Origin of the sequence: Bradyrhizobium cajani (genome assembly GCF_009759665.1) — a bacterium.
GTDB lineage: Bacteria > Pseudomonadota > Alphaproteobacteria > Rhizobiales > Xanthobacteraceae > Bradyrhizobium > Bradyrhizobium cajani.
Window position 1 is genome coordinate 115,593 of the sequence record NZ_WQNE01000024.1, and the last position, 19,753, is coordinate 135,345.

Sequence of the window (19,753 nt, forward strand, 5' to 3'; positions counted from 1 at the left end):
CTTTCCTAGGGCGGCCTAGGAGGAAGAGGGACAGACGATGACGATATATTCAAGGGTGGCCGGCGCTCTGGCTGTGACGGGCTTGATGGCGAGCGCGTTGATCGAGCCTGCTCTCGCGGGCGATCAGCTGACGATCGTCAGCTGGGGGGCGGTATATCAGCAGGTCCTGCACAAGTATGTTTTCGAGCCATTCACCAGGACGACCGGGATCAAAGTCACCGAAGCCGTGTACAGCGGCGAAATCGCCAAGCTCCGTGCCATGGTCGAGTCCAAGACCGTGAGCTGGGACGTGGTCGACGCCGGGTCAAATGCCTGGATGATGTGCGACCAAGGCCTGCTCGAGACGATCGACTGGAAGAAGCTGGGCCTTGATCGGGCCAAGTTTGGTGACGCCGGCAGGTTTGACTGTGGAGTGCCGGGCCAGTTCAATTCGACGATAGTTTACTATGACAAGAAGCTGCCGACCTCCCCGAAGACCATCGCCGACGTGTTCGACACGAAGAAAATCCCCGGCAAGCGCGGGTTGTGGAAGAATCCTTATCCCAATCTTGAATGGGCGTTGATCGCCGACGGCGTGCCGATCAAAGACGTCTACAAGGTCCTCAGCACCCCCGAGGGCGTCGACCGCGCTTTCAAGAGGCTCGATACGATCAAGAACGACGTCATCTGGTGGACGGCCGGCGCCCAGTCGAAGCAGCTACTGGCCGACGGCCAGGTTGTCATGACCGCGTCCTGGACGAGCAAGGAGGCTGACAAGCAATTTGGGACAATGTGGGACGCCGCGCAGAGTGGGGCGCCAAGTTATTGGACGATCCCCAAGGGCAGTCCGCATCTAGAGGAGGCCTACAAATTTCTCGCCTTCGCCGGCTCACCTCAGCCGCAGGCCGACTTGACGCGCGAGATGCCCTACGGGCCAGCCAACAAGGACGCTATGGCGCTAGTCGATCCAGAGGTGTTGCCTACGCTGCCTAACACGCCTGAACATGACGCAGTTGCTTTGCATATGGATCAGCCCTTTTGGATTGAGAACGGCGATGAGCTGCGCCAGCGCTTTACCGCTTGGCTGGCTAAGTAATCTACAGGGAGCGGTGAGGAGGTCCTCGCCGCTCGAATGGACGACTGAAAAATGAGAGGGGACTCGATGGCGACGGTCGCGGTCCAAGTGGCTGGTGGCTCTGACGGGATTCCGTTGCGCTTAAAGCTGCAACGGGTCGAGCACCGGCGCACGCTCGGGGCCTTCACACTTGTTCTGCCGGTCGTGCTGTTTGTCTTGATCGCTTTCGTCTGGCCGATCGGCCGGATGATGTTCAACGCGATCCATGATGATACGCTGCTTACGCTCATGCCGCGAACCACGTCGGCGCTGAGTGCTTGGGACGGCAAGGACCTGCCGAACGAGGGCGCTTATGCTGCTCTTGTCGAAGATCTTAAGCAGTCGTGGGCCCAGAAGACTACAGGTGTGATCGCAAAGCGGATAAACTATGAGCTTCCAGGTGCCGGCGGCCAGCTAACATTCAGCGCTCGAAAGGTGAGCACGGTTTCCGCCGGCTCCTATAAGGCGGCGCTTATCGAGGTCAATCCGCTCTGGGGGCAGCACGACATTTGGAGCGTGCTCAAGCGCGGGCACTCGGCCTACACGGGCTATTACTTGCTGCGTTCGATCGATTATCAATACGGTGCCGAAGGCCAGATTGTCGCCTCGCCACCGCAAAATGCGATCTTCCGCGACGTCTTCTTGCGCACGTTTGGCATCAGCTTAGGCGTGACGGCCGCCACGCTGCTGTTAGGGTTCCCTGTCGCCTATCTTCTAGCGACATTGCCCGCCAGGACCAGCAATTTACTAATGATCATGGTCGTGCTGCCGTTCTGGACGTCGGCGCTGGTACGCACCGCGGCCTGGGGGGTGCTCTTACAGGACCACGGCGTTATCAACGACGTACTGATAGGGCTGCATATTATATCGCGCCCCGCGGAGCTCATCTTCAACCGCGTCGGTACGGTAGTCGCTATGACTCATATCCAGTTGCCCTTCACACTGCTGCCGATCTACAGCGTGATGAAGACCATTTCGCCCAGCTATGTCCGCGCCGCCCGTTCGCTCGGCGCCGGCCCCTTCTACGCCTTTTGGAAGGTCTACTTCCCCCAAACCCTGCCCGGAGTCGCAGCTGGCTGCCTGCTGACGTTCATTCTGTGCCTAGGCTACTACATCACCCCCGCGCTTGTCGGGGGACCTGCTGACCAGATGGTCAGCTATTTCGTCGCCCACTATACGAATGAGGATCTCAACTGGGGCATGGCCTCGGCACTTGGTGCCATTCTGCTCGCCGCAACTCTGCTGCTCTATTATGTTTACAACAAGCTGGTTGGTGTCGACCGGCTCAAGATGGGGTGAGATGATGGCCACCTTCGCCTATGCCTCTCTGACAGAGAAGAGCTGGTACTATCTGCACCGGCTGATTTGCGGGGCGGTGCTGCTGTTTCTGATCGCGCCGATCCTTGTGATCATCCCGCTATCGTTCAATTCCGCGCCATTCTTCACCTATCCTATGCCGGGACTCTCGCTGCGCTGGTACCATGAATTCTTCCTAACAGACAGTTGGCAGCGTGCGCTCTACAACTCGATCTTCGTCGCGGTGTTGGTCACGCTGCTGTCGACGGTACTAGGCACGCTCGCCGCACTCGGGCTCAGTCGCCCGAACTTTCCCTGGCGCGCAGCGGTGATGAGCCTATTGATCTCTCCCATGATCGTCCCCGTCGTAATAACCGCCGTGGCGGTGTATTTCTTCTACGCTAATATCGGGCTGCTCAACAGCTATACCGGGCTGATCCTGGCACACACGATGGGGGCCACGCCCTTTGTCGTCATCGCAGTGACCGCAACGCTGATGGGTTTCGATCACTCGCTTAGCCGCGCAGCCGCCGGATTAGGCGCGCCGCCAATCACCGTTTTTTTCAAAGTTATTCTGCCACTCATTCTACCCGGCATGGTTTCCGGTGCGCTCTTCGCCTTCCTCGCCTCCTTCGACGAGGTAGTGATAGCCCTTTTTGTTGCCAGCCCTGAGCAACGTACCTTGCCCATGGTCATGTTTTCGGGCCTGCGCGAGCAATACAGCCCAACCATTATTGCGGCAGCCTCTGTACTGATGCTGTTTTCTATCCTCGTGCTGACCACCATCGAGTTGCTGCGCCGACGTTCGGAGCGCCTGCGCGGGATCACCTGATGGGGCATTTTCACCCACTTATGGTTCCTCCGAAATCTCTGCAAGGCTGAAATGATGAACGTAGCCAAGGACATTCTAGCTCTATACCGGGCCAATGACGCGCTGGGTCTTTCAGATCTGGTAAAGCGCAAAGAGGTAAAGCCCTCGGAACTCATGGAGGCTGCCATCGCCACGGCTGAAGAATTCAATCCTGCGATTAACGCTTTGGTGAGTTCCGACTATATCACCGCGCGCAAGCTTGCAGAACAGTGTGGCTCCGCGGGGATATTTGCTGGAGTGCCTTTCCTGGTAAAGGATCTGTCCGAATACATCGCAGGATTTACGACCACTCATGGTTCGCGGTTCTATCATCGACACGCGCGACCGTCTGCAACAGACAGCGAGGCCATTCGGAGAGCCCGCCAAGCGGGAATGATTCCATTTGGACTCACGAGCACTTCAGAGGTCGGTTATGCATGGACGACGGAACCCGCGCTGTACGGGCCGACCCGCAACCCTTGGAATCCAGCGTTCTCTACAGGAGGTTCGAGCGGCGGTTCGGCGGCCGCCGTTGCGGCCCGAATCGTGCCGATCGCATCCGCTAGCGATGGTGGCGGCTCGATCCGAATGCCTGCGGGTGCATGTGGATTAGTCGGCTTGAAACCATCCCGGGGACGCATCCCCACCTATCCTTCGGTGAGCTACGGCCCCAGCTTTGCCGTTCTCGGCTGCCTGTCGCGCACCGTTCGGGATACGGCTGCCTATCTCGACGCGGTCAGCGGCCCATTCATTGGCGATATCCACACACCTCCGACACCTGATGGCTCGTTTCTTCAATTATCCCAACAAGACGCGAGGCGCTTGCGAATCGGATTTACAACTGCGTTGGTATCGGGAAGAGAGCTCGATCGAGCGATTGCTGTAGCGGTCAATGATACGGCCAAGCTGCTTGAAAGTATGGGGCACCATGTCGAGCAGTACGATGTTTCAATTTACAAGGAGACTTTCCGAAGAGCATACGGCCAAATCTATGAGGTGGAGACAGCTCTTCGGTTTCAGAGAGACGAGGAAGCGCTTGGTGCCAAGCTGGCTGCCGACGACGTCGAGCCTATGGTCAGGGGTGCCATCGAAAGTGGAAAGAAAATCGATGCGGTCACGCACGCGAGAAACATTGGTACGGTTCGGTCCGCGGGCCACGAAATAGCGGCAGAACTAGCGCAATTCGATGCTTTCCTGTGTCCTGTCTTTCCGCGCCATATCTTCAGGTTAGGCGAATATAATTCATTGTATGAAGTAGAGAGCGACGCACGCGACGCCAGCAGCCGGTCGGACGGTGCGTTTCTTGCTCCGATAAACATTAGTGGGCTGCCGGCTATTTCGTTGCCTACACATCTGTCACAGGATGGACTACCCATTGGCGTTCAACTGGTGGGCCATTATGGTGAGGAAGCGGTGCTACTCCAGCTTGCTAATGCGTTGGAGAATGCAATTCACTGGGAAAAGCGGCGACCTCCGATCGTTGATCCGGTGCAAGCATAGTGGGCGCCACCGACTGTTTCGGGAGAGTGATAGACTGGTTGACGTCATCGCGCCATAGATCGGCCTAGCGTGAAAAAGGGAGCCTGGATAGGAGCAACGCAGTATCCGATCATCTGGTCGTGCTTCATGCGCTCAAAGACTTGCCCAATGCTATCGACATTCATCAGTCAGTGGCTCGTCCTTGACGTAGCAACTATGAATCCTCGCACTCGGCCAAGTTGGCGCAGGATTTCGGCTCTTGAAGAGCTACATCAACGGAATTCGGCTTGACGGCCCAAATAATATTTCCGTGAAAGAAAAAGTTTGTCGACGCTCACGTCGCAGAGTTCAGGGTGGGAACGGATGCGCCATTTGGTCAATCGCACTTGTCTCAAGCAGGCATGTCCAGTAGCCCTCGATCGCGCGCTCATGAAGATGCACGTCGGGGAAGAAGCTCTGCCAGTCGGCGGCGGCGCGTTAGCGAGACAAGCGTCGGAGCCGGGGAGGGCGTCGCTGTCGGATTCGGGCGATGCCTTTGTGAGGTTTTCTGACATCCAAAAGACGTACGACGGCGAAGCGCTGGTCGTTAAGAACCTCAACCTGGATATCGCCCGGGGTGAGTTCTTGACGATGCTTGGGCCCTCCGGCTCCGGCAAGACCACCACCCTCATGATGCTGGCCGGGTTCGAGGTACCCACGCAGGGCAATATCTTTCTGGAGGGGCGCTCGATCCAGAACGTGCCTCCACATAAGCGCGACATTGGCATGGTGTTCCAGAACTATGCGCTCTTTCCGCATATGACCGTGGAGGAGAACCTAGCCTTCCCGCTCAAGGTCCGCAAACTCGCTAAGGCCGAGATTGAGACCAAGATCAAGTGCGCGCTCGACCTGGTCCGGCTCGGCGCGCATGGAAAACGCCGGCCCGGCCAGCTTTCTGGAGGGCAGCAGCAGCGCGTCGCGCTTGCTCGCGCCCTCGTCTTTGATCCCAAGCTCGTGCTGATGGACGAGCCGCTCGGCGCGCTGGATAAGCAGTTGCGCGAGCAGATGCAGCTTGAGATCAGGCGCATCCACGAGGATCTCGGCGTCACCGTAGTCTACGTGACGCACGACCAGGGCGAAGCGCTGACCATGTCGGATCGCATAGCGGTGTTCAGCGATGGGGTCATCCAGCAGATCGCAGCGCCCGCTGAGCTCTATGAGCGGCCGCAGAACGCCTTCGTCGCCCAGTTCATCGGCGAGAACAACCGGCTCCACGGCAAGGTAGTTGCGATGAATGGTGCAACTTGCAAAGTGGAAATTCCGGGTGCTGGCAACGTGCAGGCACTAGTCGTCAATGTCGAGGCGGTCGGTCTGCCGACCGTGTTGTCGTTGCGGCCTGAGCGCGTGAGGCTGAACCCGGCGCCGGGCTCGTTGCCAAATGTCTTCAGCGCGCAGGTGGCGGAGGTGATCTATCTGGGCGACCACGTGCGCGCCCGGATCTCAGTCTGCGGCCAAGATGATTTTGTGATCAAGCTGCCGAATTCGGAGGGCCTTGTCCAGCTCGAGGCCGGCGCCGCAATCACGATTGGCTGGACAGCGGAGGATTGTCGGGCGCTCGAGCCGTCATGACGCTGGCCCGACGTGCCGTCGCGAACGAAGTTTCGGCAGGGGTACTACGTCAGCATCGCATAACACGGGGAAGTAGACGATGAGAATGATCTTTATGACTGCCAGTGCCTTGGCCCTGATTGGAATAGCAACGGGAACGCTTGCGCCAGCGCAAAGCGCCTTTGCGGGCGATCAGCTGACGATCACCTCTTGGGGCGGGGCCGTACAGGCGGGCCTGCGAAAGGCCGCTTTCGAGCCATTCACCAGGGCAACCGGGATCAAGGTCACCGAAGCCGAGTACAGTGGCGACATTGCCAAGGTTCGTACCATGGTCGAAACCAAGACCGTGAGCTGGGACGTGCTCGACGCCTCAGGGACGACCGCTGTGGTGATATGCAATCAGGGACTCGTCGAGACGATCGACTGGAAGAAGCTCGGCCTTGACCGAACCAAATTCGGTGATGCCGCGAACTATGACTGCGGCGTGCCGAGTTACGGCAGCGCCACCGTCGTCGCTTACGATAAGGACAAGCTGCCTAACGGCCCGAAGACGATCGCCGACCTATTCGACACGAAGAAAATCCCCGGCAAGCGCGGGTTGTGGAAGAGTCCTTATCCCAATCTCGAATGGGCGCTGATCGCTGACGGCGTGGAGACCAAGGATGTCTACAAGATCCTAGCCACCCGGGAGGGCGTCGAGCGCGCCTTCAAGAGGCTCGATACGATCAAGAACGACGTCATCTGGTGGACGGCCGGCGCCCAGGCGCCGCAACTGCTGGCCGACGGCCAGGTTGTCATGACCGCCGCCTTCAACGGCCGCATCGTTGATGCCGCCAAGGAGTCCGGCAGGCGTTTCGAGATCATGTGGGATGCCGCGAATGCGGGCATGAGCTATTGGACTATTCCCACGGGCAGCCCACATCGGGACGAGGCGTACAAGTTCCTAGCCTTTGCTGGCTCACCTCAACCGCAGGCGGATCTGACGCACTACATCCCTTACGCTCCCGCCAATAAGGATGCGATGACTCTTGTCGATCCGGCGGTGTTGCCTTATCTTTCGACTACGCCCGAGCATGACGCCATTGCACTGCATGGCAGCCCACCCTTCTGGATTGAGTACGGCGACGAGCTGCGCCAGCGCTTTACCGCCTGGCTCGCGAAGTAATAACAAGTAACAGCGAGGGGAACTTCCGTCCTCCTCGCTGCCACGAACGATCGACGCGATAGGAGTCCTCGATTGCGGGGATGGCGATCCAAATCGGTAGCAGTCGCGACCGCCTTCCATTCCGGATCAAGCCGCAGCCGGCCGAGCGTCGGCGCAAACTGACGAGTTTAACCTCCTGTTGCTCATCCTGATCGCCCTCATTTTGCCGATCGGCCCCTAATCTTCAACGCCATCCATAACGATACAACGATACGCTGTTGATGCTTATGCCGCGAACCACTGTCGCGCTCAGCGCTTGGGTCGGCAACGACTTGCCTGGTGAGAGCGTCCAATCCGCTCTGCCCGAAGCTATTAAACAGGCCCTCGGCACGGAAACCACGAGCGTGGTCGACCCGCGGATAAACGTCGAGCTGCCCGAAAGCCAGATTGCGTCGAGAGATCGAACGGCGAGCCAGCTTTTTCCGCCTTCTCGACATTGCGTGACCATACCAGCGGGCACGCCGTAACGTAGTTCGCTGCTCTCCGCCGAAAAAAAGGCAACTCGACGAGGCAAGTTCTGCGCTCCATGCCACCTAAGCCGAAATAGACGCCATGCCTCGTCGCGGACGCCACGATTGATCGAGCGGAGCAAGTAATCGGTCGTGGACGCCGAGTAGCCGCGCTTGTGCGCCGACTCGGTCGTGGCGCCCAGCCGGGCGCCTGTGAAAACGTCATAGGGCGTTTTTCGACAGTATCCAAATATGGTCCCGCCAGACAGATCGTCACCTCACGTTCGACAATGCGAGCCTGCGCGACGTCATGCGTTTTCGCATCAGCAGCGGTGTGACCGCCCCGACCTGTGCTCCAGTATTTAACCTTCCGCCGCTAGGCCGCGAAACTTCAGTGGCTGCGCTGAAAAAATGCATTCCCTCTGAATAGCAGCAGAAATAGTGCATCCGAATTCGACTACAGATTAGGTGTTGAACGGTAAAACGGCGCTTGGAGGACAACCTGTAACCTCTGATGCGCTGGCGCCAAGCTCATGCGGCGGGCGGCCGAGGTTCTCGAATGCATCGCGAGAGGGTGATGAGCCCGGACGACGTGCGCGAGAAGCTCCGGCTCAAAGTTCAGGGCTGAGAAATCGAGCTTCATTTCCAAGAGGTCAAATCCATGTCTGAGAATTCAACGTCCGTGTCCGAGAGGTTGCCGCAAGCGGTCGGGCTACTCGGAGGCGGGGTTATTGGCGGCGGCTGGGCGGCACGGTTCGTACTCAATGGCGTCGATGTGCGCCTGTATGATCCGGTGCCCAATGCCGTCGAGCATGTGCAGGCATCGATCGACAAAGCGCGTCGGGCATTTCGGAAGCTGACGCAGGTTGCGCTGCCGCCCGAGGGGGCGATCACGGTCGTGGACTCTGTCGAGAAAGCCGTGCGCGACGTGGAATTCGTGCAGGAGAACGTACCCGAACGCTTGGAGCTCAAGCAGCAGCTGCTCGCGCAGGCTTGCCGTGCGGCGGCGCCCGAAACCCTGATCTGCTCCTCAACCTCGATGCTCCGCCCGTCGCTACTCCAGGCTCAGATGCCGCGTCCCGAGCGCCTGCTCGTCGCGCATCCTTTCCAGCCGGTGTACCTGGTGCCTTTGGTGGAGTTGTGCGCTGGCAAGCACACGGCGCCCGAGATGCTGCCGCGAGCTGAGGGGATTTACCGAGCGGTGGGGATGCACCCGCTCGTCGTACGCAAGGAGGTTCATGGCTTTCTTGCGAACCGGCTGCAGACGGCGGCTTGGCGTGAGGCGTTGTGGATGGTGCACGACGGCGTGGCCACCGTACAGGAGATCGATGACGCAGTCCGTTATTCGTTCGGGCTGCGCAGGCCAGTGCTCGGGCCTATCCTGACTTACTTCGTCGGCAGCGGCGAGACCAGCATGCAGGCATTCCTTAGGAAATGGGGACCCGGGAGCACGGAATCCTCCAAACTGGAAGCTCCGCCGGAGTACACCGACGCGTTTCTAAATATGCTCGCCGAGCAGGCGGACGCACAGGCGTCGGCTGAAAACATGAGTATCACGAAGTATCAGGAGATGCTCGACGATGGTCTCGTGGGAGTGCTCCAGGGCTTGCGCTCACAACATTGTGGCGCGGGGGAAACGCTCGCTCGGTGGGAGCAGTCGCTCCGGGATCGTGTTCCCAAAGCGCGCTGATACGTCGCCCCTTCTCGCTGAATTCGTTTTTGAAAGTCTGATGGATTTCGCGTTTACAGAAGAAGAGCAGGCGTTCCGCGGAAAAGTGCGTCAGTTCCTGCGGGACAACATGCCGGAACAACTGCGGCGCAACCTGGCCGAAGGCCGAGTCTGTCCAAAGACGAGAAAGCTGTCGTAACGCGTATTCTCAATAAAAGGGGCGTCTCGACTTGGCCTCAGGAATATGGAGGGGCCGGGCTGACTCCCGTACAGCATTACATTTTCGAAGAAGAGGTTCTGGCCTTTCCTGCGCGAATTAAATTCGGCTATGCGAGTCTTTAGTTGGCCAGGTGATTTACACCTTCTGAAATGAGAGGCAGAAGAACTGCCTAGTATCATCAGCGCTCAAGACTGGTGGTGCCAAGGGTTTTCAGAGCCTGGCGCGGGCTCCGACTTGCCTCACTCCGGACCCGGGGCAGAGCGCAGTGGCGATTAAAATGTCGTCAACGGACAGAAGACCTGGACGACATGGGCCCAAGACGCCGATTGGATCTTCTGCTTGGTGAGAATCAATCCGGACGTAAAAAGACAGCAGGGCATCTCGTTCTTGCTGATTGATATGAAAACGCCCGGAGTCACCGTGCGCCCAATCCAGTTGATCGACGGCGGTTATGAAGTGGACAAGGTATTTTTTGGCCAGGTCCGTGTTCCGGTCGAGAATCTCGTTGGCGAGGAGAACAAGGGCTGGGAATACGTAAAGTTTCTCCTTGGCAACGAGCGCTTTGCCGACACCTCCGTAGCCAAATCCGAAGCGCGCATTCGGCAGATCAAGGACCTTGCTGCGCAGTTATGCGCAGGTGGTCAGCGACTAATTGATCAGCCTCTCTCCAGGGAAAATGTTGCAGAAGTTAAAATTCAGTTGAAGCCGCTCGAAATTACGCAGCTTCGCGTGTTCGCTAACGCCTCGAAGCAGCGCAACAGTACGCAAGAACCTGCAAGCTCCATCCTCAAGCTAAAGGGATCGCACATAGAGCAGGCGGTGGCAGAGCTGCTGATGGACGTGGTCGGATCTTACGCGCTTCCTTATCTTTCGGAGGATGAGTTGGAGATGCCCAACTTGTCGCGCATCGGCCCAGATTGGGCTCCGACCAGTGGCACCCGCCTATTTCTACAGCCGCGCGGCAACGATCTATTCAGGCGCTAGCAAGATTCAGAAGAGCATTATCGCCAAGGCGATACTCAGGTCTCTGATATTTTCAAGTCGGTGCCACGCGATATGCGAGAGTAGACGCGCCGCGTCCGCCTAGCTAGCAGGTTGTTGAAGAACTCAGCCGCGCTCGCAAGCGAAGCCTGAATCGTCGTCATTGTGGATGTAGCAGTGGCCGACAAGCCTGCCCGCAGTGCCGATCATAGCCCATTCGCGACCGCAGGACGGATCATTCTCGTCGTGCCCTTCCCATGAGAACTCGGCGCACGCCAATCCGTCGCCGGTGCCGTAGCGCACGTCGAGGAAGCCATGGGAGCCCACCGGACTTGCCGCGGAAGGTGAGATGCGCCTCTTCGATAAGAAAGGAAGTCGTTGTCGCAGACGTCCATCTCGACGATGCGCCAGCGGCCGGCAAAGGTCTTGGCGAAAGCCGGGCATCTTGGCGATCAGCCGGCCTCCGCTATCAGCTTGGGCAGCCGAACCAGATTGTAGGCGGCAGCAGCGAAGGTAAGGGCCCATGCGGCGCGATCACGGCCACGGAAGCTGGTCTTCTCTTGCCTGCCGGTCGTTTTGATCCAGCCGAACGCTTCCTCGATGCGGTTGCGGATGCGCTGGCTAACGCCGGTCAACACGAGGCTCGATCATTTGCAGCGCTGCCACCCGCTCGGCATGCCCGTCCGCCACCGTCAGGCAAGCGTCGACCAGCAGGCCGCCCGGACGGTCACTTCAAATTCCCCCACTTGTGGTCGCGCAAACTCCCCCACCTGTGGAGCAGGACAAGAGGTTATTAGGTTGACTGGGTTTTGCGTGCAAGGGCTTCGGCGGCTTCCTTGAGGCGGTAACTGCGGCCGTCGAACTCGAGCAGATGGCAATGGTGCATGAGGCGATCAAGGATGTAGCAAAGCGCCAGCTTCGTCGGGGATGGTGCGAGCGAGGAACAGATCGTCAAGCACAAGCACATCGCAGTCAAAGATGCTCCGCAGTCGAGCTTCGCGCTGAGCGGCTGGGCTGAGGGCGTAGCGGTGAAAGAAGTCATCGGCCTCGAGATACTGGACCTTGTGGCCTTGCAGGATGGCCTGGTAGGTGACGGCCTTGGCCACATGCGATTTTCCAGTGCCGGGCTTGCCAATGAACATAGCGTTTTCGCCGACGGCGACAAACTTCAGCGCATGCAGCTGGAAGCAGGCCTGACGCGGCAGTGTGGGATTGAACGACCAGTCGAACTCCGCGAGCGTGAGCTTCTCTTCAAGACCGGATTGCTGGTAGCGGCGAGCGATGAGACGGGATTGACGACGATCGAGTTCGTCCTGCAGGAGCAGGCAGAAGGTCTCGAGGAACGGTTGGCTGGCGCCCTGGGCCTGCAGGACGCGGGTCTCGAGCGTGTCGCGTATGCCCGACAGCCGCAACTGTCGTAGGCAACGATCGATTTCCGGCAAGGTCATGGTCATTCCGAATGATCTCCTGTGGCGGTTGAAAGGCTGAGTTGATCGGCAATCAAGGTCTCGGTGAGAGCGCTCGCGTCGTCGGAGCTGGCCGGGGTTGCGGAGACGGCGCGAGCGCGGTTTGGTGCGGGCTGATCATCGCCATTATTGATGGGCCGGCTCTCGTTGCTGGCACGGTTCTGGGCGCCGAGGCGAAAGAGTTCGCCGTATTCGCCCGCGGGACGGATCAGTGGATGATCCTGCGTCAGAGACATCGTGACTTGTGGTGCTTGATCGAGACGCTCGAGCGCCTGCTCGAACAATCGCTCGACGATGGCGCGCACCTGTTTGTAGCGACGGATGTGATGACGCACCGTGATCGCAGGCCTGCTCGACGAGCCGGGCGGGATACTTCTTCGCAAGTACCGACAATGCCCCACATCGCGCGCTGTCCGACGTGGCCCTCGGTGTCGAACAGGAGCTGACAGAGCGCCTTCGCGTGCGGTCCGATGTCGCTGGCGCTTGCCAGCGGGAAGGCGGTCTGACGGGATGGATTGAACGGGCGCTCGTTGTGCGGCAGTTTGAGCGAACCCGGCCGTGCGGCGCGGGCATGAACGCGCAGCAGGGCTTGGGTGCTGCGGTCGCGGATCTCGATCGTGGTCTCGTACAGGCGTACCACGACCTGGCTGCCGATCGGCGCGGGGCGCGCGGCATAGTCGCTGTGATCCACCCGCACGGTGGTGTCGTCGTAGACCGTGCGCACGAGCTCGGAGAAGTAACGGAAGCTGGTCGCGGGCAATACCCGCAGATGCGGCTTCTCCTCCTGGAACATGGCCTCGACCTGACGCCTTGTGCTGCCATGGATGCGTTTGGAAGCCAGTTCGCCTCCCAGTGCTCCAGAAACCTGTTCTGAGCCTCGAGCGACTCGAAGCGCCGCCCGGCGAGCGCGGTGCCCTGGGTGTGCTGGATCGCGTTCTCCACGGTCCCCTTGCGGTTCGGGTCCCGCACCCGTGCCGGATCGGCGACGACGCCGTAATGCGCGAGCACCGCGCCGTAGAGCCGGTTGAGCTCGGGCTCGTACAGGTCGGGCGTGATGACGCCTTCCTTGAGATTATCGAGCACGACATAGCCGACGGCGCCGCCGAAGTACCGGAAAGCCTCCTCGTGGAGCTGTGCCCAGATCTGCTGGCTCGACTTCCGGACCACTCGCCGGAAGCTGCGCCGCGAGTAGCGCAGGGTCATCACGAACAGGCGCGGCCGGCGGTGACGACCGCTCTTCGGATCACGGGTCAGCGCGCCTTCGCCATAATCGACCTGCGCTTCCTCGCCGGGGACAAACTCGAGACGGTCAAACTGTTTAGGATCGATGCGGCGCAGGGCACGCACGAAACGCTTGACGCTCTCGTAGCTGGCCGTGAAACCGAACTGGTCAACCAGATCCTGGTAGATCGCCTGCGCATTGCGCTTCAGACGGACCTGCTGTTCGATCCATTCCCGATGCGGTTCACAGGCTGAACGGGCGAAATCAAACGACTTGACGGCCACCGTCGCTTCGATAGCCGGCGGTCGCGGAGGTGGGGGAGTTTGCCTATCGGTGGCCTCAGAGCCGGCGGTCACCCCGGGGGAATTTGCCTCCGCCGCTCGCCGGGACACGAAAATCGCCTGGTAGCGCCGGATCGTCTTGCGGTCGATCCCCGTCAGCCGCTGGATCTCTCGTTGGCTCGTCTGGCGCTCAAGTAACGTAAATACAGTGCTTTGCAGATGCGGCTTCAAGACGTTCAACTCCCCGCCCCCTCTCCCTAAAAGGGGGCGAAAATAAACTCCTGCTACGCGCTTTGCGGCCGATCAGCCGCCCAGCCGGGCGGAATCAGGTGGGGGCGTTTGAGGTGTGCGGATTCCGATGATCTCGCCCGGGTGTACCGATTTGATCTCGCCCAGGATTCCGACGAACCAGAGGAATAGCAAATCGTATTTTAACCGTTCCAGAGCCGCTCCGAACGGATCGAATAAAACGCCTGCAACAGTATCGCCCGCAGCAACTTCTCCGGCGGGATCGACGGCCGTCCAATCGGCGAATGGAGGGCGCCAAACTCGCGCTCCAACGTCGACAGCGCTTCGCCCACGTTCGTCCGGATCGCTCGCAGCGGATGATAGCGGCGCATCCGCGCCTCGAGGTCAACGTAGCTGAACAACTCGCCTGTTCGATTGTCGCCGCCACGCACGCACCAAGGGCGGACGTTGACTGAGGGCATGCCGCGCCGATATGCGGGCGAGGGCAGCAAGCAAAGTCTTCGAGATTAGTTGAATAGACCAGGGAGTTTTTGCGGGCGCCCGACAGCCTTGGCCGATGCTCCCGTACGAGGGCCCTGGTCAGGGCTGGCCCCGACCAGGGCAGATCACTCAGGTACCAAGGACACTATCCACGTTTCTCCACCTCGAGAATTTGCCTAGCCTCGGCCGGTGTGGCAACGCTTGCGCCCATACGTTCGATGATTCCAACCGCATTCTCAACGAGCTGGGCGTTGGATGCCAGCACGCCACGCCGAAGATAAATGTTATCTTCCAATCCAACACGGACATGTCCGCCTAATCCGACCAGCTGTGCGACCGCAGGCATTTGATCAGCACTGCAGCCGAATCCAGCCCAGATCGCCCCTGAGGGCAAAATATCTCTCATGGCCTGTATCACAATTGGCACCGCGGGAGCGCCGTATCCAGTGCTGAGGCAGAATTGAAAGAGTGATGGATTATCAATCAAGCCTTCCGAGATAAGTTTCTTGGCGATTTCAATATGGCCAAGCTCAAAACATTCTAGCTCGGGCTTGACGCCGGCATCTCGCATCAGCGTCGCCATCTCTCGTAGATCCGATAGTCGCGCAACAAAAATACTCTCCCCGGAGCTCAATGTGCCGCAATCAAGAGTAGCAATCTCTGGCTGCAGTTTAATTGCTTGAATACAGCGTCCCAACGGAGTCTTGAGTGTAGTCGCTTTGCCGATAGTTATGGGGTCAAGCGAATCGAGTGTAAGACCCCCGTCCATTCCGCACGTGAGATTGATGATGACATCTGTGGCCGCGTCTCGAAGTTTCTTGACGACTTGTTCGTAGAGGTCGAGCCGGTTCGATGGGGCTCCGGTTTCTGGCTCGCGGACGTGAATGTGCACGATTGCAGCCCCTGCCTTCGCAGCCTCCAGGGCCGCTTCTGCAACCTGTGACGGCGTCTTCGGAATGTCTGGATGCTTCGCAAGGACTGCGGAACTCCCACCGGTGACTGCGCACGTGACGATCACTTTCCGAGACATCAAGAACTCCTCTGTTGATACCGTGGGGACCAACCCCAACCGGAGTTGGGACAATTGTGTTTCGAGTTGTATGCGGCGAGTTGGAGCGCCAGGTTATCGGACCGGCTCTCGTGCAGTGCACGGCAGGCATTTCCCGGCGGCAGAGGCTCGCGCAACGGGCCTTCCGGCTCGCCGGGCCGACGCCAGTAAAATGCTCCACTTTCGCCGGTAGAACTCGGTCCTTCATCTGGATGGAGAGCCACGTGTTTGACGTGAGTTGGAGCATGCTGTTCAGCGACCGTTCGATAGCGCGGACGTATCGCTGATATGGCGATAGCCCGCAAAAATGGATCGACCTTCTTCAAAGTAGAGCGTTCCAAGGTCGCGGCAAGTCGGCTGCTGGCGACCTGAAGCACCTCGATATTCATTTGGATAACCGCAATTGGCCGCTTAGCAGCGACCGGTTCGCGGCATCGGCTGTTTCGCCCAGACCACGTTCAAGGTATACGAATTCAACACAGCTTGTACTCAACGATGCCATTCAGTTCCTAGAGGGGATGAGGTGCAATCAATCGATGATAGCGTCGCTTCAGAGCCGGATTTAATCAATTTGGACCGATGTTTCGCCGAATTTCGGGTCATTCTTGGGTGATGCGAGTCACTTTCTACAACGTGCGGCCCTTCTTCTGCATCTCTCAGCAAGCGCGAAAATGCCCACTACGCCGATCAATAGGCACGTGCACCTGTAGTGAGGGCTGATTGATCTAAACGATGGCCAAGCGAGCCGCGGGTTCTTCAACACACTTTTGGAATGAGATCGCGTTCGTCTCTCTCAGAAGGCGTGAATCATTTGGCCCCTCGGCGAAGAGTGTAATTCGCTGCAATGACAGACTGCAGGGATCAGGATGTCTGAAGATAAGCTGCGTCACACGCTGGCAGACTTCCGGATGGGATGCGCCGATCTCCTCGACCGGCTTCTTGCCGAGCATTTGCCTGCCTTCGGAGTGGGTCTCGTCGACCTCGCCAGGAGCTGGCGCAGGATGGCGTCCGGAACCGGGCGAGTGCCGGCGCCGCCTCGTTCCAGCGCCAACCGATCGGCATCTGGCGACGGCGCAGATGGTCGCGGAGGAACTCGAGCGAGAGGTCGAGACGCGGTCCGATGCAAGCAATCGGCGTATCAACGCAGCCAAGCAGCGACCGCGCGTGAGCGCAATACGGAGCACCTCAAGGCAGCGCGGGTTGCACCCGTCGAGATCAAGCGGCAGCGCCAAGTGCGAGAAGACAAAGCGCAACAAGGGCAAGAAGCTGAAAAAGCCGCGCGCCTTCAGCATCGACTCCGAGCCCGGCGTCATGAAGATGGCGGACGGCGGTTTCCGCCCCGGACACACGTGCAGGTCGCGAGTGTGGCCGGAGAGCAGATCGTGACCGGCTTCGACGTGACTAATAATGGTTCCGATCGCCGCCTTATGCGGCCATGCTGGAGCGGCAGCGCACCCGCGCTGGAAGCCTGCTCAAAAACCATCTTGTCGATGGCGGCCTTGGCAACGCCGACGACATCGAGTGGGCGCTCCATCAGGGATCGACACGCACTGTCCGCCCACACGCAATCCGGTTCCAGCCTGCCGCGGGCACGCGACGGCTCCGGCGTGTTGGCCTGGTAGCCGTAAGCGAGGTGGGCAAGGAACAGTATAAACTTGGCTCGATAGCGGATGCATCCACGCGTCTTGGCGCAACTGGGACCCGCGGCAATTGACGATCCGTGGCATCGAAAAGCCCCCTGCCGTCGCGCTCTAGTTGTGGTCTGTCAGAGGTTGTCCATCTGGTCTGAACCGAGGAAGCTGAGGTTGCGAAGCTTCAGTGTTCCAAGGAGAGACCAGGTGAACGTCCACAAGAATGCGCCTTTGACGCCCAAAGGTCGAGAGGCGATGGTGCGAAGCGTGGTCGAAGGCGGGTTGAGCCAGGCCGGTGCGGCGGACCTGTTCAATACGAGGCCGAAGACCGTCGCCAAATGGGTCAAGCGGTTCCGCGCGGAAGGTGTGGAGGGGGTGCGTGATCGCTCCTCAAGGCCCCATTCATCGCCGAGCCGAACCCCGCCAGCCACGTGCACAGCCGTCGAGGCGTTGCGCCGGCAGCGCCACACCGGCAAGCAAATCGCAGCCGAGGTCGCAGTGTCTCCGGCCACCGTCAGCCGCATCCTTAAACCGCATCCGTGATCTGGAGCCGGCCGAGCCGGAACGCCGCTATGAGCGCGAGAGGCCAGGCGAGATCATTCACATCGACATCAAAAAGCTCGGGCGTTTCCAACGTGTCGGACACCGCATCACCGGCGATCCGAGTGGACCGAACAAGAGCCGTGGCGCCGGATGGGACTTCGTCCACGTCTGCATTGACGACCATTCCCGCGTCGCCTTCACCGAGATCAAGCCCGACGAGACGGCCGCCAGCGCCGTTCCCTTTCTCAGGGCCGCCGTGGCTTATTACAAGAGCCTCGGCGTCACCGTTGCTCGCGTCATGACCGACAATGGGAGTTGCTACCAGTCGTTCGCTTTTCGCGACGCTTGCCGCGACCTGGGCATCAAACACATCCGCACCAAGCCCTACACGCCGAGAACAAACGGAAAAGCCGAGCGCTTCATCCAGACCGCACTTCGGGAACGGGCTTATGCCAAAGCCTATTCGACGTCAGACCGGCGCGCTCAGGAGCTGCCGATCTGGCTGCATCGATACAATTGGCACCGGCCCCATGGTGGTATAAATTCTCAAACGCCGATCAGCCGCCTCGCTTTGACCGAGGACAACCTCTTGAGGCTCCACAGTTAAGCGGTTTCATGAGATTCTAGGACGCGGCGCGGTTTGAGCCTGGATGGCTGGCACCGGCGCTGGACACCATTTCATCCAGTATGAGAGCCAGCAAGGCCGCCGGCAACACTGCCGGTGGTCTTTTCGTCGGCCGGTGGATGATCATCGCGCGATCAGGGCGCATCCCGCAGATTGGAACCAGCTTGCTGCTGACTGTGTATACTCCGAACCAAAGGACCTAGCTGGAGCGGCGCTCCAGGCACTAACCCTATCGGGTCTCACTCGTTTCTATCCCATTTCTGATCACGCCGGTGCTGAACTACGACAGTGAGTCCGGCCGGAAAAGGACTAGCATTACAGTTGCAATTTTTTCTTATGGGCTCTGCGCGCGTTGGCTTGATGAGCCCTGCGCCAGGACGACCAAGCGAGTAAGTGTGCGTGCGAGATGCGCCGCTGGGCAAGCTTTATTGCGATGCGCCTGATTTCATGGATCGACCAGCGGATCAAGAACGATGCTTCAGTCGAGGTCGCGATCGCGTTTTTTTGGGCACAGTGTTGGCTCGAGAGCGGATGACGGCCATTATAGCGAAGGCAAACATGACGAGTGAGACATGGCGATGCCAGCCATGCCAGGAACGGGTCTCGTTGTGATCAAGACCGAGTTCGTTCTTGGTCGTTTCGAAGCTGTCCTCGATGGCCCACCGATGGCCTTCCACTAACACCAGCTTTTGGATGGACGTGCCCTTGGGGCACCATGTGGAGTAAAACGCCAAGCTGCCGTCGGCAATGTTGCGGCGAACCAGAAGACCTCGCGTCCATTCCCTGGCAAGGTCGTCATTGTATTCGTCGAGATCGGCCAGTTCGACGTAGGCCCAGTCGTGCCAGCGCGGACCTTTGGTCCCATCGCCAGACGACAGGCGGCGCCAGGCCTGCTTGGGAAGGCCCTGCGCGATTACCGCGGCGGTGCCGGCGACGGGCTGCTCCTTGCCCCAGGAATAGAACACGTGATTGGACGCAACACCCAGAACATAGCCTTTGCACGCGTTGCGCAGCAGAGTTTCAATCTCTCCCGTGCCATACACGCTGTCCGCCGCAACGAACGAGAACGGCACCTTTGCGGCGATTGCGCCAGCGATCATGCGACGCGCGATTTTAGGCTTCGTCGCAAAGCCCACATCGCGCGGTACATGCGCTGCCTTCAGGCGAACACGGTCGTCGGTCCATTCCTTTGGCAGGTAGAGCGCACGGTCGACGAAGGCACGGCCATGCCGCGACACATAGCAAGCGAATACATTGTAGAAGTTTCGACTTAATCTGACGGCAAGGTTTGACTGGCAGGGAATGGAGCTGCGGGCGAGCAGGAGCGCTCACCCAAAGGGCGCTCCCGCGCAGCCCGCAGCGTCTCACAGGAGACGTTAC

General features: G+C 59.4%; 10 protein-coding genes and 8 pseudogenes. 10 read left to right on the plus strand and 8 right to left on the minus strand.

Annotated features, from left to right (window positions below; genetic code table 11):
* Positions 1 to 55 precede the first annotated feature (55 nt).
* The 8 genes and pseudogenes from GPL20_RS25780 to GPL20_RS25815 form a co-directional block, all read left to right on the plus strand.
* Positions 56 to 1,075, plus strand: coding sequence for an ABC transporter substrate-binding protein (locus GPL20_RS25780; protein WP_254125800.1), 1,020 nt, complete (start codon positions 56 to 58; stop codon positions 1,073 to 1,075).
* Between the two features lie 66 nt (positions 1,076 to 1,141).
* The gene (locus GPL20_RS25785) at positions 1,142 to 2,392 is read left to right on the plus strand and encodes an ABC transporter permease (RefSeq protein WP_157332892.1); all 1,251 of its coding nucleotides are present in this window, start codon (positions 1,142 to 1,144) and stop codon (positions 2,390 to 2,392) included.
* 4 nt (positions 2,393 to 2,396) lie between these two features.
* Positions 2,397 to 3,221: an ABC transporter permease gene (locus GPL20_RS25790; protein WP_157332925.1), complete on the plus strand. Its 825-nt coding sequence runs from the start codon at positions 2,397 to 2,399 to the stop codon at positions 3,219 to 3,221.
* 51 nt (positions 3,222 to 3,272) lie between these two features.
* Positions 3,273 to 4,739 (plus strand): amidase, encoded by a 1,467-nt coding sequence (locus GPL20_RS25795; protein ID WP_157332894.1) that lies wholly within the window; start codon positions 3,273 to 3,275, stop codon positions 4,737 to 4,739.
* A 408-nt stretch (positions 4,740 to 5,147) separates the two neighbouring features.
* Positions 5,148 to 6,326: an ABC transporter ATP-binding protein gene (locus GPL20_RS25800; RefSeq protein ID WP_373568255.1), complete on the plus strand. Its 1,179-nt coding sequence runs from the start codon at positions 5,148 to 5,150 to the stop codon at positions 6,324 to 6,326.
* A gap of 79 nt (positions 6,327 to 6,405) precedes the next feature.
* Positions 6,406 to 7,470 carry an ABC transporter substrate-binding protein gene (locus GPL20_RS25805; protein ID WP_246250940.1) on the plus strand — a complete coding sequence of 355 codons (1,065 nt, stop codon included), beginning with the start codon at positions 6,406 to 6,408 and terminating at the stop codon, positions 7,468 to 7,470.
* A gap of 1,149 nt (positions 7,471 to 8,619) precedes the next feature.
* Positions 8,620 to 9,648, plus strand: coding sequence for a 3-hydroxyacyl-CoA dehydrogenase NAD-binding domain-containing protein (locus GPL20_RS25810; protein ID WP_157332899.1), 1,029 nt, complete (start codon positions 8,620 to 8,622; stop codon positions 9,646 to 9,648).
* Positions 9,649 to 9,688: 40 nt separating this feature from the next.
* Positions 9,689 to 10,868 (plus strand): annotated as a pseudogene (locus GPL20_RS25815) (acyl-CoA dehydrogenase family protein); the annotation flags it as partial.
* An 86-nt stretch (positions 10,869 to 10,954) separates the two neighbouring features.
* Here the strand turns inward: GPL20_RS25815 and GPL20_RS40185 are convergent.
* From GPL20_RS40185 to GPL20_RS25840, 7 genes and pseudogenes are all read right to left on the minus strand, one after another.
* Positions 10,955 to 11,223, minus strand: a pseudogene (locus GPL20_RS40185) (hypothetical protein).
* A gap of 57 nt (positions 11,224 to 11,280) precedes the next feature.
* A pseudogene (locus GPL20_RS25820) lies at positions 11,281 to 11,545 on the minus strand (transposase); the annotation flags it as partial.
* A gap of 76 nt (positions 11,546 to 11,621) precedes the next feature.
* Positions 11,622 to 11,795, minus strand: a complete 174-nt coding sequence (locus GPL20_RS40190) for an ATP-binding protein (RefSeq protein WP_347340043.1) — start codon at positions 11,793 to 11,795, stop codon at positions 11,622 to 11,624.
* Positions 11,722 to 12,282 carry an ATP-binding protein gene (locus GPL20_RS25825; RefSeq protein WP_283812242.1) on the minus strand — a complete coding sequence of 187 codons (561 nt, stop codon included), beginning with the start codon at positions 12,280 to 12,282 and terminating at the stop codon, positions 11,722 to 11,724. Before GPL20_RS25825 ends, GPL20_RS40190 begins: the two co-directional genes overlap by 74 nt.
* Positions 12,279 to 14,037 (minus strand): annotated as a pseudogene (istA, locus tag GPL20_RS25830) (IS21 family transposase). Before istA ends, GPL20_RS25825 begins: the two are co-directional and overlap by 4 nt.
* A 156-nt stretch (positions 14,038 to 14,193) precedes the next feature.
* Positions 14,194 to 14,477, minus strand: a pseudogene (locus GPL20_RS25835) (transposase); the annotation flags it as partial.
* 194 nt (positions 14,478 to 14,671) lie between these two features.
* Positions 14,672 to 15,556: a beta-keto acid cleavage family enzyme gene (locus GPL20_RS25840; RefSeq protein WP_157332901.1), complete on the minus strand. Its 885-nt coding sequence runs from the start codon at positions 15,554 to 15,556 to the stop codon at positions 14,672 to 14,674.
* Between the two features lie 905 nt (positions 15,557 to 16,461).
* On the opposite strand from GPL20_RS25840, the pseudogene GPL20_RS25845 reads away from it, so the two are divergent.
* Together GPL20_RS25845 and GPL20_RS25850 are read left to right on the plus strand one after the other, a co-directional pair.
* A pseudogene (locus GPL20_RS25845) lies at positions 16,462 to 17,329 on the plus strand (transposase); the annotation flags it as partial.
* A gap of 83 nt (positions 17,330 to 17,412) precedes the next feature.
* Positions 17,413 to 18,355, plus strand: a pseudogene (locus GPL20_RS25850) (IS481 family transposase).
* A 482-nt stretch (positions 18,356 to 18,837) separates the two neighbouring features.
* On the opposite strand, the pseudogene GPL20_RS25855 reads toward GPL20_RS25850, so the two are convergent.
* Positions 18,838 to 19,626, minus strand: a pseudogene (locus GPL20_RS25855) (IS701 family transposase); the annotation flags it as partial.
* Positions 19,627 to 19,753 lie beyond the last annotated feature (127 nt).